Source organism: Polynucleobacter sp. 35-46-11 (assembly GCF_002281105.1).
On sequence record NZ_NCFJ01000004.1, the window covers coordinates 1 to 16,569 of the forward strand.

The 16,569-nt window shown below is 45.9% G+C and carries 18 protein-coding genes; 15 read left to right on the forward strand and 3 right to left on the reverse strand.

What is annotated here, in order from left to right; genetic code table 11:
* Positions 1–40: 40 nt before the first annotated feature.
* Together B7Y67_RS00995 and B7Y67_RS01000 are read left to right on the forward strand one after the other, a co-directional pair.
* On the forward strand, positions 41–1,030 hold the full coding sequence (locus tag B7Y67_RS00995) for a malate dehydrogenase (protein ID WP_293596901.1): 990 nt from the start codon (positions 41–43) through the stop codon (positions 1,028–1,030).
* A 12-nt stretch (positions 1,031–1,042) separates the two neighbouring features.
* Entirely contained in the window at positions 1,043–1,417 is a 375-nt protein-coding gene (locus tag B7Y67_RS01000) for a hypothetical protein (protein ID WP_293596902.1), read from the forward strand.
* An 83-nt stretch (positions 1,418–1,500) separates the two neighbouring features.
* Here B7Y67_RS01000 and B7Y67_RS01005 read toward each other — a convergent pair whose 3' ends face one another.
* Together B7Y67_RS01005 and yaaA are read right to left on the reverse strand one after the other, a co-directional pair.
* Positions 1,501–2,712 (reverse strand): DUF2863 family protein, encoded by a 1,212-nt coding sequence (locus B7Y67_RS01005; RefSeq protein WP_293596903.1) that lies wholly within the window; start codon positions 2,710–2,712, stop codon positions 1,501–1,503.
* 11 nt (positions 2,713–2,723) lie between these two features.
* Positions 2,724–3,500 carry a peroxide stress protein YaaA gene (gene yaaA, locus B7Y67_RS01010; RefSeq protein WP_293596904.1) on the reverse strand — a complete coding sequence of 259 codons (777 nt, stop codon included), beginning with the start codon at positions 3,498–3,500 and terminating at the stop codon, positions 2,724–2,726.
* Positions 3,501–3,568: 68 nt separating this feature from the next.
* Here yaaA and B7Y67_RS01015 point away from each other — a divergent pair, with 68 nt between their 5' ends.
* From B7Y67_RS01015 to B7Y67_RS01075, 13 genes are all read left to right on the forward strand, one after another.
* Positions 3,569–4,780 (forward strand): methionine aminotransferase, encoded by a 1,212-nt coding sequence (locus tag B7Y67_RS01015; protein WP_293596905.1) that lies wholly within the window; start codon positions 3,569–3,571, stop codon positions 4,778–4,780.
* Between the two features lie 29 nt (positions 4,781–4,809).
* Positions 4,810–5,517, forward strand: a complete 708-nt coding sequence (locus tag B7Y67_RS01020; RefSeq protein ID WP_293596935.1) for a glutathione binding-like protein — start codon at positions 4,810–4,812, stop codon at positions 5,515–5,517.
* Positions 5,518–5,557: 40 nt separating this feature from the next.
* A complete protein-coding gene (locus tag B7Y67_RS01025) occupies positions 5,558–6,412 on the forward strand; it encodes a 3-hydroxybutyryl-CoA dehydrogenase (protein ID WP_293596906.1) in 855 nt (284 codons plus the stop codon).
* 42 nt (positions 6,413–6,454) lie between these two features.
* On the forward strand, positions 6,455–6,934 hold the full coding sequence (locus B7Y67_RS01030; protein WP_293596907.1) for a DUF3429 domain-containing protein: 480 nt from the start codon (positions 6,455–6,457) through the stop codon (positions 6,932–6,934).
* A 10-nt stretch (positions 6,935–6,944) separates the two neighbouring features.
* The gene (locus B7Y67_RS01035) at positions 6,945–8,258 is read left to right on the forward strand and encodes a replication-associated recombination protein A (protein ID WP_293596908.1); all 1,314 of its coding nucleotides are present in this window, start codon (positions 6,945–6,947) and stop codon (positions 8,256–8,258) included.
* Positions 8,255–8,896 carry a 2-hydroxychromene-2-carboxylate isomerase gene (locus B7Y67_RS01040; protein ID WP_293596909.1) on the forward strand — a complete coding sequence of 214 codons (642 nt, stop codon included), beginning with the start codon at positions 8,255–8,257 and terminating at the stop codon, positions 8,894–8,896. Before B7Y67_RS01035 ends, B7Y67_RS01040 begins: the two co-directional genes overlap by 4 nt.
* A 52-nt stretch (positions 8,897–8,948) precedes the next feature.
* Complete coding sequence (locus B7Y67_RS01045) at positions 8,949–9,524, forward strand: peptidylprolyl isomerase (protein ID WP_293596910.1); 576 nt, start codon at positions 8,949–8,951, stop codon at positions 9,522–9,524.
* A 35-nt stretch (positions 9,525–9,559) separates the two neighbouring features.
* Positions 9,560–11,386, forward strand: a complete 1,827-nt coding sequence (locus B7Y67_RS01050; protein ID WP_293596911.1) for a bifunctional chorismate-binding protein/class IV aminotransferase — start codon at positions 9,560–9,562, stop codon at positions 11,384–11,386.
* A gap of 9 nt (positions 11,387–11,395) precedes the next feature.
* On the forward strand, positions 11,396–11,956 hold the full coding sequence (locus tag B7Y67_RS01055; RefSeq protein WP_293596912.1) for an NUDIX hydrolase: 561 nt from the start codon (positions 11,396–11,398) through the stop codon (positions 11,954–11,956).
* 13 nt (positions 11,957–11,969) lie between these two features.
* The gene (gene aat / locus B7Y67_RS01060; protein ID WP_293596913.1) at positions 11,970–12,707 is read left to right on the forward strand and encodes a leucyl/phenylalanyl-tRNA--protein transferase; all 738 of its coding nucleotides are present in this window, start codon (positions 11,970–11,972) and stop codon (positions 12,705–12,707) included.
* The gene (locus B7Y67_RS01065) at positions 12,704–13,459 is read left to right on the forward strand and encodes an arginyltransferase (protein ID WP_293596914.1); all 756 of its coding nucleotides are present in this window, start codon (positions 12,704–12,706) and stop codon (positions 13,457–13,459) included. Before aat ends, B7Y67_RS01065 begins: the two co-directional genes overlap by 4 nt.
* Before the next feature lie 9 nt (positions 13,460–13,468).
* The gene (locus tag B7Y67_RS01070) at positions 13,469–14,500 is read left to right on the forward strand and encodes a quinone-dependent dihydroorotate dehydrogenase (RefSeq protein WP_293596915.1); all 1,032 of its coding nucleotides are present in this window, start codon (positions 13,469–13,471) and stop codon (positions 14,498–14,500) included.
* Between the two features lie 84 nt (positions 14,501–14,584).
* Positions 14,585–15,403 carry an IclR family transcriptional regulator gene (locus tag B7Y67_RS01075; RefSeq protein WP_293596916.1) on the forward strand — a complete coding sequence of 273 codons (819 nt, stop codon included), beginning with the start codon at positions 14,585–14,587 and terminating at the stop codon, positions 15,401–15,403.
* A gap of 28 nt (positions 15,404–15,431) precedes the next feature.
* Here B7Y67_RS01075 and B7Y67_RS01080 read toward each other — a convergent pair whose 3' ends face one another.
* Complete coding sequence (locus tag B7Y67_RS01080; RefSeq protein ID WP_293596917.1) at positions 15,432–16,472, reverse strand: serine hydrolase; 1,041 nt, start codon at positions 16,470–16,472, stop codon at positions 15,432–15,434.
* Between the last annotated feature and the right edge of the window lie 97 nt (positions 16,473–16,569).

The following is a 16,569-nucleotide window of genomic DNA, read 5'->3' on the forward strand; positions in this document are numbered from 1 at the left end:
AAAAGATTTCATTAATTAACCTCAACTGGAGTTATTAGTAATGGCAAAAGCCCCAATGCGTGTTGCAGTCACCGGTGCAGCCGGTCAAATCGGTTATTCACTACTCTTTCGCATCGCCAATGGCGACTTATTAGGCAAAGATCAGCCAGTAATCCTCCAGTTGCTAGAAATTCCAGATGAAAAAGCGCAAAAGGCCCTCACAGGTGTCATGATGGAATTAGAAGATTGTGCTTTCCCATTGCTAGCCGGAATGACAGCCCACTCTGATCCAATGACAGCATTTAAGGATATTGATGTTGCTTTGTTGGTTGGCGCACGTCCACGTGGCCCAGGCATGGAGCGCAAAGATTTGCTATCAGCTAACGCACAGATTTTCACAGCTCAAGGCAAGGCATTGAATGCTGTGGCCAAGAAGACTGTGAAGGTATTGGTTGTTGGCAACCCAGCAAATACCAATGCTTATATCGCCATGAAATCTGCTCCAGATATTCCTGCGAAGAATTTCACAGCAATGTTGCGCTTGGATCACAACCGTGCACTCTCACAATTAGCCAACAAGCTGAACAAGCCCGTTGCCGACATCGAGAAATTAGTTGTTTGGGGTAACCACAGCCCAACCATGTACCCAGACTATCGCTTTGCAACGATTGATGGCAAGTCTGTAAAAGACAGTATCAATGATCCAACTTGGAATAAAGACACATTCATTCCTACAGTTGGCAAACGTGGCGCTGCCATTATTGATGCACGCGGCCTCTCTTCTGCAGCCTCTGCAGCTAATGCAGCGATCGATCATATTCGTGACTGGGTTCTTGGCACAAATGGTAAGTGGGTCACCATGGGTATTCCATCTAAGGGTGAGTACGGCATTCCTGCTGAAGTCATTTATGGCTACCCAGTAGTTTGCGAAAACGGCGAATACAAGATGGTTGAAGGTTTAGAAATTGATGAGTTCTCACGTGAACGCATGAACCACACTCTGAACGAATTGCTTGAAGAGCAAGCTGGCGTTAAGCATCTCCTCTCATAAGGATTTATACATATGAAGAAATCTCTTCTCATCGTTAGCTTAGCAACAGCTGGCCTCATAGGTTCAGTATCCGCCTTTGCTAATGAAGAAGTAACTGCTTGGACTTGTAGCGACAGCAAGCAATTCAAAACTTCAGGAACATTAGAAAAGATTCGCCTTACTTGGGAATCTAAGACTTTTGATTTGAAGCGTGAAAATTCTTTGCCAGGTAGCCTGCGTTACAAGAACACCAATACTGGACACGATCTTGTAGTCTTGGGTAATAAGGCAATGCTTTTCAACATTAAATCCGGAACTCGTCTTGCTGACCTCTGCCAAACCGCAGAAATGAAGACAGGCAAGCTTCCTCACTTATTTGCTGACGCTGAACCATTTACGCAGAACTAAATGCAACTGCTTCAAAATAAAAGAGCCGAGAATTCCTCGGCTCTTTTATTAATATCTTGCGCATTTAAAGAATAGGGCTTGTCTTAGTGAAATAACGGTTGCTGTGTTGGTGCGTCATCGGGTAACTCTGCATGAACAGCGTCACCAGAACGATCCGGGAACAGTGGCGCTCCACAGTCATCACAAAGCTCAGGATCAAACAACATTGCATGGCGGAAAACATCCTCAACCCCTGCATCGCGAAGTGCGTCAGCAATCCGCTTCATTGGGCTTTCATCATCAGACAAATCATTTAGAGAATCATTGGCAACGCTCTCACGATCGTACAGCGGCCAAATGACACCATAAACCACTTCAGATGAGCCTTTTAAGCTAAACGAGATTCGATACTCATCGGCCTGATCTTCACCGAATGCTCCTACTACACAGGACAAAGCAGCGGGCAACACACCAAGAGTACTTTCAAGATAATTGACTGCAGCTCGAATACTTAATGGGCGCACTTGCTTATCAGCTAACCGACAGTTTGTAAAATATGCTTCTGGCAATAGAAGCTCAAATTCGCAACCGGGTAAGAGTGCGGCAACGGGTTCTTGCATAGTATTTTGCCAACCAATCAAGCTCACCCCGCGCTCTTGCCGCGTTGGGGCTTCGGCCTGCCAGCGGAACAGCGGTGATCCTGAAGGCGCAGCAACAGCTGCAATGATGAAGCGTGGATCAGCCAGTACGGCAATCGTCTCTGACATCTCGCGCAGCTCTAACTTAACCTCGCTTGCAGTTATAGCAGCGGCAGCCAAAGCCTCAGTCAGCAATCGTGTTTGGCAATGCGAATGTGGCATTTGGTCAATGCTATAGAGCCAAGGAACAATCGCTAAGCGCGCATCTGTGGAGGCAATTGAACTATGCAATGCAGCGGCAGTAGATTCAATAACCTTCACTGGGAGTACGCCTGAAGGAATTTGATAGCGGGTATGCGCAACGATTGGCAAAGCCAATAACAATACATCCCAATTTTGACCTTCATGCTCCATTGCCAAGGATTCAGCTAGCGTCTCAGCACAATCAGCAAGTACCTCGAAAGCTACGGTATTAATTCGAAACGTTTGATCTAGTGCAGCATCAATCACATTTTGATTCTGACTTTTGAGAAGACGCATTAAGCGGACATTTAAGCGCTCTTCCCAAAACTGATCTTCAGTATGACTGCCGGAGGCAGCCAAAGAAATAGCATCTGCTACCAAGCGCTCCACATCTGGGGAAGCGCGCTGCGAGGATTTAGTGCGATGAACTGCCATGATGCACTCTCCTACTTTCTTTCGGGACGTCTAAACAAGGGCTTCTCTGGCTTGGATTCAGAGGCAACATATTTGTAACCATCCAAATTAAAGCCCTTCAAATCTACTGGATCAGTAATACGATTCTCAACCACATAACGCGCCATTAAGCCCCTAGCTCGCTTGGCATAGAAGGAAATGATTTTGTACTTACCATCCTTGCCATCTTGAAAAACTGGAGAGATGACTGGGCAATCTAAGCTCTTCGCTTGCAGCACCTTGAAATACTCTTCAGAGGCTAAATTGAGGAGGACGGGCTTCTTTTGTTGCCCCAGAATCTTTTTCAATGAATCGGTCACGCGCTCACCCCAAAATGCATACAAATCTTTACCTCGGGCATTTTTGAACGAAGTACCCATCTCTAGGCGATAAGGCTGCATTAAATCTAGTGGGCGCAAAGCACCATATAGGCCGGACAGAATCCGAACATGATCTTGGGCAAACGCAATCGCCTTAGCATCCAGTGTCTGCACATCAAACCCATCATAGACATCGCCATCAAAGGCATAAATCGCTGGCTTGCTGTTTTCTTCTGTAAATTTCTTGGACCAATCGCGGTAACGCCCCATGTTCAGCACGGCTAACTGATCTGATAAACCCATTAGATTAGCGACTTCCTGAGGGGAAAGTTTCTTCAGATCAGCGATCAACTTAGCCGATTCCGAGACAAACTCCGGCAATGTAGGCGTCTTAACCTTTGCAGGTGTTTTGTAATCTAAGGATTTAGCGGGTGAAAGGACGATCAACATGGCACAATTTGAGTATGAATTTCTACCATTCTAGCGACTACCCAAGCTATTTGCCCTAAACCCCTTTCATGAGCCAAAACTCCGTTCAGCCACCAGTTTTTCCAAGTCGCCTACCCGCGGTGGGGACAACGGTATTCACAGTCATGTCGGCGCTTGCCTCAAAGCACCAGGCCATTAACTTGGGTCAAGGCTTTCCGGACTTCCCCTGTGATCGAGAACTCATTTCTCACGTCAATGCAGCAATGCTTGCCGATCACAATCAATATCCACCAATGACAGGAATTAAAGAGTTACGCCAAGGTATTGCACAGAAAATTGCTACTTTGTATAGCCATAACTACGACCCTGATACGGAGATCACAATTACCGCTGGTGGCACTCAAGGAATCATGACGGCCATACTGTCATGCGTCAGTCCAGGTGATGAAGTTGTCATCATTGAACCAGCCTACGACAGTTATCGCCCCTCAATTGAATTGGCTGGCGGTAGAGCGATTGCGGTATCTTTAATTGCTAATCGCGATGAGCAAGAATGTGTCGATTCATATTCGATCCCCTGGGATAATTTGACTAAGGCAATCAATCCAAAAACACGACTCATCATCATTAATACACCCCACAATCCAACCGGGATGATTTGGCAAAAGACGGATCTGGATCGATTGGCAAATTTAGTGAGGAACACTAATGCCCTCATCTTGAGCGATGAAGTCTACGAGCATATGGTGTTTGACGGACAGCATCATGCCAGCATTGCAAGCCATACTGAATTAGCAGCGCGCAGCTTTTTGATATCCAGTTTTGGTAAAACCTATCATGTGACCGGCTGGAAGCTGGGTTATGTGGCGGCGCCTGCAACGATGATGCAAGAGTTTCGCAAAGTGCATCAGTTCAACGTATTTACAGTGAATACCCCGATGCAATATGGCTTAGCCCAATATCTCAAGAATGCAGACCACTACCTTGGACTGGCATCCTTTTATCAAGCTAAGCGGGATTACTTTAGTGAGGGCCTGAAGCAAACTGGCTTCAAGTTATTGCCAGCACCGGCGACCTATTTTCAGTGTATCAATTACACCAAGCTGAACATAGCCCAAGCAAAAATGAACGAAGCCGATTTTTGCTCTTGGCTGACTACCGAAATTGGTGTGGCTGCCATTCCGGTATCTGCCTTCTACACTCATCCGGTTGACTCAGGCGTCATCCGTTTTTGCTTTGCTAAAAAAGAAGAAACGCTTTCAGCAGCTTTAGAGCGCTTACAAACACTATCAGAGGATTGATCATGGCAACAAGCAAACCCAATAAAAATATTATTGATGTTTACAGCTGGCCAACTCCAAATGGCCATAAGGTCCACATCATGCTTGAAGAGTGTGGGTATCAATTGGGTAAAGATTGGACTGCCCATCCAATTGACATTGGGGCTGGCGATCAATTCAAGGCTGAGTTCTTGGCGATTAGCCCAAACAACAAGATTCCAGCAATTACCGATCCCAATGGTCCTGATGGCAAACCCATCCATCTCTTCGAGTCCGGTGCAATCCTCCTTTACCTGGCAGCCAAAACAGGGAAGTTTTTGCCCAAATCTCCCCGGGGTAAATATGAAGTATTGCAATGGCTGATGTTTCAGATGGGTGGCCTAGGCCCGCTTTTAGGGCAAAACCATCACTTTAGACTCTATGCTCCAGAAAAAATTGACTATGCAATCACTCGCTACACTAATGAAGCTAAGCGCCTATATGGGGTGATCGATCGACAACTGACAGATAATCCTTACATTGCTGGAAAAAGTTACTCCATCGCTGATATCGCTATTTTTCCTTGGGCACGAAACTGGAAGAACCAAGGCATCGATATCAATGAGTTTCCGCATTTCAAACGCTGGTTTGAAATGATTGGTGAACGCCCTGCCGTAAAACGCGGCGTTGAAGTATTAACTGCATTACGTAAGCCCTTGCATGATGACAAAGCAAGAGAGCAATTATTTGGTTCATCACAGTATCAAAAAAGGAAATAGCATGAAGATTGTTCATCACAGTATCAAAAAAGGAAATAGCATGAAGATTCAATCAATCGGAGTGATTGGTGCAGGCACGATGGGAAACGGTATTGCGCAAGTCTGTGCGGTAGCCGGTCTCGATGTCGTCATGGTTGATATCAGTGATGCCGCTGTTGAACGTGGCTTAAGTCAGATTAGCAAGAGCCTTGATCGCCTAGTTAAAAAAGAAACTCTAACGACTGAAGGTAAAAATGCCGCACTCAAGCGCATTAAAGCTAGCACCTCCTATGATGACTTCAGGGGGCTGCAATTAGTCATTGAAGCTGCTACCGAAAATCAAGCTATTAAAGAAAAGATTTTGAAGCAGGTCGATGAGATTGTCAGCAAAGAAACCATTATTGCCACGAATACCTCTTCGCTCTCCATCACGAAGCTAGCCGCCTTAGACTCCAATCCAAGCCGGTTTATTGGCATGCATTTTTTCAATCCACCACCAATGATGGCATTGGTTGAAGTCATTCGAGGTTTGCAAACCTCCGACGCAACCCACGCCGCCATTATTGAAATGGCTAAGCGTATTGGTAAAGAGCCCATCACCGTTAAGAACTCTCCTGGTTTTGTGGTGAACCGTATTTTGCTGCCAATGATTAATGAAGCCTTCTTTGTTCTTTACGAAGGCCTGGCTAGCCCTGAGGATATTGATGCTGGCATGAAATTGGGCTGCAACCAGCCCATTGGCCCATTGGCTTTAGCTGACCTCATCGGTCTTGATACATGCCTAGCGGTTATGGAAGTCTATTTTGAGAACTTCAGTGACTCGAAGTATCGCCCTTGCCCACTCCTTCGCGAGATGGTTGCTGCTGGCTACCTTGGTCGCAAAACTGGGCGCGGCGTCTACACCTACGATCAGTAATTTTCCAATCCATCGTCTATCAACCCAATTAAAGAAGTTTTTGTGAACCCATTACCACCCCTAGTTCGTAAATTAGCTTATGCCGGCCTGATTCCTTTTGTTGGCTTAGCCTTAATGGTGCAGCTAGCACCAACTCCACTCAATTATTTAAGCGCTGAATCGCTGGCTGGTTACGGTGCAGTAATTACTGCATTCATGGGTGCATTACATTGGGGCGCCAACTTACACACATTAGGTAAAGCACCTCCGGGAGACCGTTGGGAGGATCGCAATGCATGGATTTGGGGTGTGATACCAGCCTTGGTGGCCTGGGTTGCATTACATATTTACATCCCAGTAGGCTTGGTCATTTTGGCATCAGCATTGGTTATCCAACGCAATATCGATAAAGAAACTTACCAGTACTATTTTTCCAGCGAAGATACATTCAGTGCATTCATGACTATGCGCAATCGACTTACGATCGTTTCTGCTGGATGCTTAGTTTGGGCAGCTCTCGTTATTTTGTTTGTACAAAACTAATTCATTACCCATGGGCAATTTATTTGATCAAGCGCCTCCACCACCCTTAGCGGAAGCCTTGCGCCCAAAAAGTATTGAAGAAGTCATTGGGCAAGCACATCTTCTAGCCGCAGGTAAACCACTCAATTTTGCTTTTGCCTCGGGTAAGCCCCATTCGATGATTCTTTGGGGTCCGCCAGGGGTTGGCAAGACCACCCTAGCGAGACTTTCAGCAAAGGCTTTTGATCGAGAATTTATAGCGATATCAGCCGTTCTTGCCGGAGTAAAAGAAATTCGCGAAGCTATTGAGCAAGCACAGCAAAGCATGTCTCAATATGGTCGACAAACCATTCTGTTTGTAGATGAGATTCATCGCTTTAATAAAAGCCAACAAGATGCTTTGTTACCCCATGTTGAGTCCGGCCTGTTCACCTTTATTGGCGCCACCACTGAAAACCCCTCATTTGAGGTGAACTCAGCCCTACTCTCACGCGCTCAAGTCTATGTGCTGAAATCATTGAGTAACTTAGAGCTTAGACAATTGTTTGATCGAGCTCACGAATATGCAATGCTTGGTCTTGAGTTTGAATCAGCAGCCATTGATAGCCTGATTGCTCATGCAGATGGCGATGCTAGGCGATTACTAAACTTAGTTGAGCAAGTGCGTAATGCCGTCACAACACCAAACTCTCAGATCCAGAAAGTAGATCAGCAGTTCATTGAGAACGCTTTGACAGTTCAAGCTCGCCGATTTGATAAAGGTGGTGACCACTTCTATGATCAAATCTCTGCGCTACACAAATCAGTTCGCGGCTCGAATACAGATGCAGCCTTGTATTGGTTTTGCAGGATGTTGGATGGCGGTGCAGACCCCCGTTATCTTGCCCGCAGAATTATTCGGATGGCTTGGGAAGATATTGGTCTTGCCGATCCTAGAGCAATGCAGTTGGCAAATGATGCTGCGCAAACCTTTGAGCGACTTGGCTCACCAGAGGGCGAGTTAGCCCTTGGACAAGCTGTCGTGTACTTGGCGATCGCCGCTAAAAGCAATGCAAGCTATAAGGCGTATAACGCAGCAAGAGCCTATGTTGCCAATGATCAGAGCAAACCAGTCCCAAATCATTTGCGCAACGCCCCCACCAAACTCATGAAAGAGTTAGGCCACGGCAAAGAATATCGTTATGCGCATGATGAGCCTCATGCCTATGCTGCTGGAGAGTCTTACTTGCCCGAAGGAATGGCAGAGCCACATTGGTATGAGCCTGTTGATAGGGGACTTGAGAGTCAGATTGCTGAAAAGATGGCTTTCTTGCGTAAGTTAGATTTGGAATCAAACAAAAAGTGACACAAGATCAGACTGACACAAAGACGATCAAAGGGACGTTTTATTACGACATTATTTCTCCATTTTCGTATTTTTATATCAAGCAACGTCATCGTCTTGAACAGCGTGTAGATATTCAGCCTGTACCAATCTTGTTGGGCGGACTTTTTCGTGCAACTGATAACCGTGGTCCTGGTGAGGTTGAAGCTAAGCGCCCTCACACCTATCAATACTGTGTATGGCTCGCTGAAAAGTTAGGCCTACCGTTTCGCTTTCCAGAGCACCATCCCTTTCTCACCGTTGCAGCACAACGATTACTAGTTCAGGAAAATGCCCAATGGGAAATGGTTGAGCGTGCCTTTGAGTATGTTTGGGTTGAGGGTAAAGACCCCAATTCATCTTGGTCAGAATTTTGCCAATACTTAGGCTTAGCATTAGATACGCAAAAACCAGATGCGCCAGAAATAAAAGCAAAGCTCGTTAGCAATACTCAAAGTGCAAAAGCAGATGGCGCATTTGGAGTGCCTACCCTAGTCATCAATGGCCATGCTTTTTGGGGTGTGGACACTATTGACTGGGTCTTGGATTATCTTGATAGGCCAGATATGTTCGAAGAAGCGGCTTATCGCTATGCAGGCCAAGTACCTTCTGGTCTTTGAGCAATACAATCATATCTACTCTTTTTTTATGCAATTTTTAAGGATCTCCACTATGCGCAAAATTATCGCCTTCCTATTTATGGTTTCTAGCTTAATTGCTAGCGCCGCAAGCTTTGCCAGCCCAAAAGTGGAATTCAAAACCACCATGGGTAGCTTTGTTGTTGAGTTAGATTCAGTCAAGGCGCCAAAAACCACTGCAAACTTTTTAAACTACGTAAATAGTGGTTTTTATAACGGCACAATTTTTCACCGTGTGATTGATGGCTTCATGATTCAAGGTGGAGGTTTTACTTCTGACTTGAATCAAAAGCCAACTAATGCACCGGTAGTTTCAGAAGCTCAAAATGGTCTCAAGAATCAGACTTACACCATTGCCATGGCGCGCACTTCTGACCCGGATTCAGCAACGGCCCAGTTCTTTATTAACGTTAAAGACAATGAAGGTTTGAATTATCCAAACGCGATGGGTAATGGATATACCGTATTTGGTAAAGTGATTTTTGGTACTCAAACCATTGATGCCATTCGCAAAATTCCCACTATGATTGCATCAGCACCAAAGATGGGTCGTATGTCCGACGTGCCTAGTAAGACCGTCACAATTGAGTCGGCTACTGTTTTAAAGTAATTTCAAACTGTATTTAGACTCGAACGGTCGCCAGCATGATATTGCTTGATGATGCACAAAGCAGTCATGCTGCGCCAAGTAGCCGTCTTTATGAAAAGGTGCTGCAGTGCTGGACCATCTACCCTCAGACAAAGTCCTCAGAAACGATTGCTGCGGTAGATGAATGCCTGAAAAGTATTAATATGGCATTGGCCCGCGGCGAATATGTTGTCGCGGCATTTGCTTATGAATTGGGTCTATACATTCATCAGATTGAGCGGCGGCCAGCCGAGGAAATGAAACTTCATCCCCTCGTGCAGGCTTGGTCTTTTAAATCCTATGAGAGCTTGAGCAAAGAGGATGTTGATAAGTTTATTCGAAATAGAATCGCTGCCCTAGAGCCTGATTCTCAAATCTCAGGTGTTGCTAGCCTGAATTTTTCCATTGATGAAGAGCAGTTCACCTCCGATATTGAAATTATTCAGGAGTACATCCGCAATGGCGACACTTATCAAATTAATCACACCTTTCGGATTAGCGGTGAATCCTATGGTGATCCGCTAGCACTGTATGCGCGATTAAGAAGCCGCCAGCCGGGAAGATTTGGTGCATTTATTTCTGAAGACTCCAGCTGCATTCTGTCGCAATCACCCGAGTTATTTATACAGAAGCAAGGCAACACCTTAAAAGCGATGCCGATGAAAGGTACTGCAAGTGCATTAAGTGATTCCGCTGAGCATTTATCAGCAGACGCAAAGAATCAAGCAGAAAATGTGATGATTGTCGATTTGCTACGCAACGATCTAAGTCGCCTGTCTTTACCCGGAACTGTGACCGTGCCACACCTCTTTGAGGTTGCTAGGTACGGCGATGTTCTACAAATGACATCCACAGTTCAGGCTGAGATGAAACCTGGAATTCAATTACAGGATGTACTGAACGCCGTCTTTCCCTGTGGCTCTGTCACTGGCGCGCCCAAGAAGCGAAGCATGGAGATCATCCAAGAATTGGAGCCACAAGATCGCGGCTACTATTGTGGCGCTCTGGGCTGGATTGATCCTAGTGGTGACTTTGCATTTAGCGTTCCCATCCGCACGCTTGAGATTAATCAAGATACAAAGACACATGCATCGCCATTTACTTTGGGTATTGGTGCTGGCATTACGATTGATTCCGAAGCCAATCAAGAATGGGAGGAGTGCCAAATTAAAGCGGCCTTTCTCACTAAGTTACCCAGTGAGTTAGGTTTATTCGAGACCATCTTGGTTCGTCAGGGCAAGGCTCAGCATCTTGAACTTCATTTGTCGCGTTTAATGAATTCAGCTTTGGCTCTTCACATTCCCTGCTCCGTTACAGAGCTCATTCAATCTGTTGAGATTGGCTGCGAAAAATGTACCGGCGACACTGAATATCGACTGCGATTAGATCTAGATCATGCTGGCAAACCAAGCTGTCAAATTGCTGCAATCACCCCTATTCAAAGCTCAGTAAAGATCTTTTGGGCTAGCGACATTCTTCCTGATCCTAAAAAAGGTATCTTGCACTCGGGTAACATTCTGCTGAGACATAAAGTGAACAGCCGCAATCTCTATGACCAAGCGTGGAAATTAGCGGAGGGCTTAGGTGGTTTCGATGCACTTTTCATCAATGAACAAGGTTATGTGACTGAAGGCGGAAGAAGTAGCATTTTTATCAAGTCCGGTGATCGCTGGCTTACTCCACCCATCTCAGCTGGTCTTCTACCGGGAGTTATGAGGTCAATCGTATTAAGCGACCCTCAATGGAATGCCCATGAAGCTAACCTGACTATTGAAGACGTCCGGGGTGCAAAAGAGATTATGCTTAGCAATGCACTACGCGGCCTCATCCCCGCCCATTTTTAGAAAGTCCGCATGAAGTTTTGCTCGCACTGCGCAGCGCCGATTAGCATCAAGATACCTGCAGATGATTCGCGGGAACGTCATGTTTGTGAATCCTGCGGAAGTATTCATTACTTCAATCCACGTAACGTAGTCGGCAGCATCCCAGTCTATCGTGATCAAGTTTTATTGTGTCGTCGTGCCATACAGCCACGTCATGGCTTTTGGACTCTGCCTGCTGGATTTATGGAGCTTGGCGAGAGCACCAGCACCGGGGCAGCGAGAGAAACACAAGAGGAAGCGGGTGCTACAGTAGAAATCGGTCAACTCTACTCACTTCTAAATGTGCCACATGCAGAACAAGTGCATCTCTTTTACCTCGCCTCAATGAGCAGCCCAAGCTTTGAGGCTGGGGAAGAGAGTTTAGAGGTTGTCCTCTTTAATGAGGAAGATATTCCCTGGGGTGAAATTGCTTTTCCAACAGTCAAGCAAACTCTAGAGTGGTTCTTTGCAGATCGCGCTGCAGGAGTCTTTGATTCAGGACTTGAGTTTTGTGTTCGCAGTCGAGATATCTTGCCAACCGAAAAAATCTGAATTTTGTGCACTCATGAGCAATATCAACTGGTTAGGGTCTCAGGATGAATTTCCTAATCCGATGTATTGTCCAGATCCCGATCCTAGCGTTCCCGGCTTAATTGCGGTTAGCGAACGTATATATCCGGGGCAACTAGCTCGCGCATACCAGATGGGAATCTTTCCCTGGTATTCAGAAAACCAGCCGGTTTTATGGTGGTCACCAAACCCTAGAATGGTATTAAAACCTAGCAACTTTAAATGCCATGATTCTCTTAAGAAAACTATTAGGCATTTTTTATCCGATCCACAGAAAAATATCTACGTTGACGAAGACTTTGGAGCAGTTGTTCGCTCTTGCGCAACCACCAGAAGAAATGATCAGGATGGCACGTGGATCACCCATGAAATTATGGATGCCTATACAAATCTCCATGAACAAGGGCACGCCCACAGCATTGCAATCAAACAGAATGGACGACTAATAGGCGGCCTTTATTGCGTAGCGTTTGGTGCGATGGTGTTTGGAGAATCTATGTTTAGCCATCAAACCGACGCATCCAAAATTGCCTTAGCTGCTCTCACTGCCTGGTGCGAACAACATCAAGTTGAAATGATTGACTGCCAGCAGGAGACTGCCCACCTCGATTCCCTAGGTGGCACACCGATATCTCGAGATGAATTTTTAGCTCACCTGCAAACTGCCTTAAAGCAAACTAATATAGAGCTTCCTTGGAAATTTGATAAAGACATTTTGCGTCACTGGCTATGACCCAATTAAAAGAACTCCCCTTAACCGAGCTTCAGTTCTACGCAACAGCGCCCTATCCCTGTAGCTATTTACCGGGAAAAACCGCTCGATCACAGGTAGCTACGCCCTCCCACTTGATCCACGCTGATTTATATGGCGAGCTTGTAAATGCGGGATTTCGTCGTAGCGGTTTATATACCTATCGGCCATATTGCGATGAGTGCAGCGCCTGTACTGCAACCCGTATTCCAGTAAAGCACTTTGCACCAAATCGCAGTCAAAAGCGCTCCTGGAAAAAACACCTTGGGCTAGATATTCGGGTGCTGAACCTAGGTTATCAAGAAGAGCACTTTGAACTCTATCAACGCTATCAAAATGAGCGTCATTCTGGTGGTGATATGGATCAAAGTGGCGAAGATAACCAAGATCAGTACATGCAGTTTTTATTGCAAAGTCGTGTCAATTCCAGAATTGTTGAATTTCGTGATGGCCCACATGACCTTCATCCAGGGCGTCTGCGTATGGTCAGCATGATTGATATCTTGGATCAAGGCATCTCCTCGGTTTACACCTTCTTTGATACCAGCAATACCTCTGCGAGTTATGGAAGTTTTAGCATCTTGTGGCAAATTCAGCAGGCGCTGGAGCTAGATCTCCCCTATCTCTACCTAGGCTACTACATTGAAGATAGTGAAAAAATGTCCTACAAGGCTAAGTTTCAGCCAATTGAAGGATTAGTTGATGATCACTGGCAACCCATCATTGGGCCATAATATCTACCCATGATCGATAGCTATCCTCTATTCCGCCCCTGGCTTTTTTCTTTAGACCCAGAGCAAGCCCATAACCTCACTCTGAGCAATCTAGATCGCGCTCAGCGCTGGGGCCTGCTGCGATACTTGGTTGATCAACCTGCTCCAGATCCCCGCAACTTATGTGGTATTACCTTTCCAAATCCAGTTGGTCTTGCTGCCGGACTAGATAAGGATGGCAAACATATTGATGCACTTGGCGCTTTGGGCTTTGGCTTTTTAGAAATTGGTACTGTGACACCAAAACCTCAGCCGGGCAATCCAAAACCCCGAATGTTTCGCTTGCCACAAGCTCAAGCAATTATTAATCGTATGGGCTTCAATAATGACGGTGTTGATGCCTGCGTAAAGCGCGTCCGCAATTCTCTCTATTGGCAAAACGGTGGCATTGTTGGTTTGAATATCGGCAAGAATGCAAGCACCCCGATTGAGAACGCTGCTAGCGATTACGTCACAGCCATGGAGGCGGTCTATGAAGTCGCCTCATACATCACCGTTAACATCTCATCTCCTAATACCCAGAATTTACGTGCACTTCAGGGTGAAGACATGCTGCGCTCCCTACTTAGCTCTTTGCACTTAGCGCGTGAAGCACTGAGTGATCTACATGGTGTTCGAAAACCACTCTTTTTAAAAATTGCTCCCGATCTTGATCAAAACGATATCAAGCTTATTGCCGACCTATTACTTGAATTTAAGATTGATGCAATCATCGCGACGAATACAACGATTGCCCGTGATGCTGTTCGTGGCCTCGAATTTGGCGAAGAGATCGGCGGCTTATCCGGTGCTCCAGTTAGGACGGCCTCTACCGAAGTTGTGAGGAGTCTAAAACAATACCTAGGTGATGTCATTCCTATTATTGGTGTTGGCGGCATTTTGTCTGGCAAGGATGCTCAAGAAAAAATGACTGCAGGGGCTAGTTTGGTGCAAGTCTATAGTGGCCTCATATACCGCGGTCCAAAACTCATTTCGGAGTGTGCTGCCGCTTTAAAACAGTAGCCTTCCTTATGCTAGAAGGCCATTGAGGGCTGGAATGAAATTTCATATTGTGCAATTTGATTAAAAATCGCTACAATTAACAATATGACAAAGAGTAAACCCGAAAAAATGCCAAAAGTACCTGGTGAGGCTGGCAAAACAGCCATTCAGGTAGTTGAACGCATGATGAACCTGCTTGATGCCTTAGCTACCCACGAAGAGTCGAGTAGCCTTAAAAACCTCGCTGAAGAAACAGATTTACACCCTTCTACAGCTCACCGCATCCTCAATGACTTGGTAGCCTGCCGATTGGTCGAGCGTGGCGATGGCGGCACGTATCGCCTTGGCCTAAAGTTGCTTGAGCTTGGCAACCTCGTTAAAGCCCGGCTATCCGTTCGAGAAGCGGCGCAAGCACCTATGCGAGCCTTACATAAACTTACTGGTGAGACCATTAACCTATCAGTTCGCCAAGGCGATAAGATTGTCTATATCGACCGCGCCTACAGTGAACGTTCTGGGATGCAAGTAGTTCGCGCCATCGGCGGTCATGCACCACTTCACCTGACATCAGTTGGAAAGTTATTTTTAGCAAGTGATGATGCAAGTCAGGTTCGCGCTTATGTCACGCGCACCGGCTTAGCTGGTCACACCAGAAATAGCATCACTGAACCAGGAAAATTAGATTCCGAACTCAATCAAGTTCGTAAATCAGGCCATGCGCGTGATAACGAAGAATTGGAGCTAGGCGTCAGTTGTGTTGCTGCTCAGATTTTTGATGATAGCGGCAAGTTGGTTGCAGGACTCTCATTGAGCTCTCCCACCGACCGCATTCAAGCTGACTGGCTAAAGCTGCTACAAGACACGGCCCTACAAATTTCCAAGGGAATGGGCTACAAACCCAAAATTAGCGACACTAATTCCTAGAATGTCATTTCGCTTAGGAGCACAATTCCTACATTAAGCGACGAATTGCATGGGGCTCACCCGAAGGCATGCGCTCATACCAGTCACGTACCCTCACCGCATCGGCAAAACGTGATTGTGTCCCGACGGAGTCTAAGAAGACCAACAATAATGGAGTGTCATTCACTCGAGCCTGCATCACTAGACATCGACCTGCTGCATTAATGAAGCCCGTTTTTTGCAAGCCAATATTCATATCGCCAGCACGAACTAAGCGGTTTGTATTCAAAAACTTCTGCGGACGTTTGGCAATTACCATTGTCAAATCAGGCCAAGTAGAAAACTCACGAATCATCTTATATTGATAAGCGGCACTCAACAAGCGCGTAAGATCTTCAGCAGAAGCAACGTTTTCGCTCAACAAGCCAGTAGGATCAGCAAAATGAGAATGTGTCATGCCGATTTCTTTTGCCTTGCGATTCATGGCATCAACAAATGCCGTAATACCACCAGGATAATTGCGGCCAAGGGTATAGGCTGCACGATTCTCAGAAGACATCAAGGCTAATAACAGGGCCTCTTCTCGCGTTAAGACCGTTCCACCCGCAAGGCGCGAAGTCCGATAAATATGAACATCATCAGCATTAATAACAATGGTTTCATCAAGAGGTAATTTAGAGTCAAGCACGACCATCGCAGTCATTAACTTCGTGATGGAAGCGATCGGCAAACTGACCGAAGAATTCTTTTCAAAATAGACTTCTTTGGTATCTTGATTAACAACCATCGCTACACTCGATTTCAAACTCAAATCATCGTGCTGACCACGCAAACCCAATGCTGTTGCAAATGAGTGTCTTGCTGCTACAACGGGTGCGCTGGAACGAGTCACGGTGGTGCGAACAGTTTTTGGCTTCTTAGAACTTTTGGCAGCTTTCTTAGATTCTGATTTAGCAGGGGTCTTTGCTGACCCTTTGCTTGACTTGGAAGTTTGGGAGTCTTTATTGGCCGCACCAACCTGAAAAGAAGTGGCTACGCCAAATGACATGAGGCCGACTAGGGCGATGAGCCAAAAACGATTCAAATACATCCCAAAATGCCTTCCAAAACTTTTAACATACAGAATGATAAATAACTTTTGCTTCTATGCCGCGCTTATTGCATGCGTGATTGAAAAAAATGCTTCT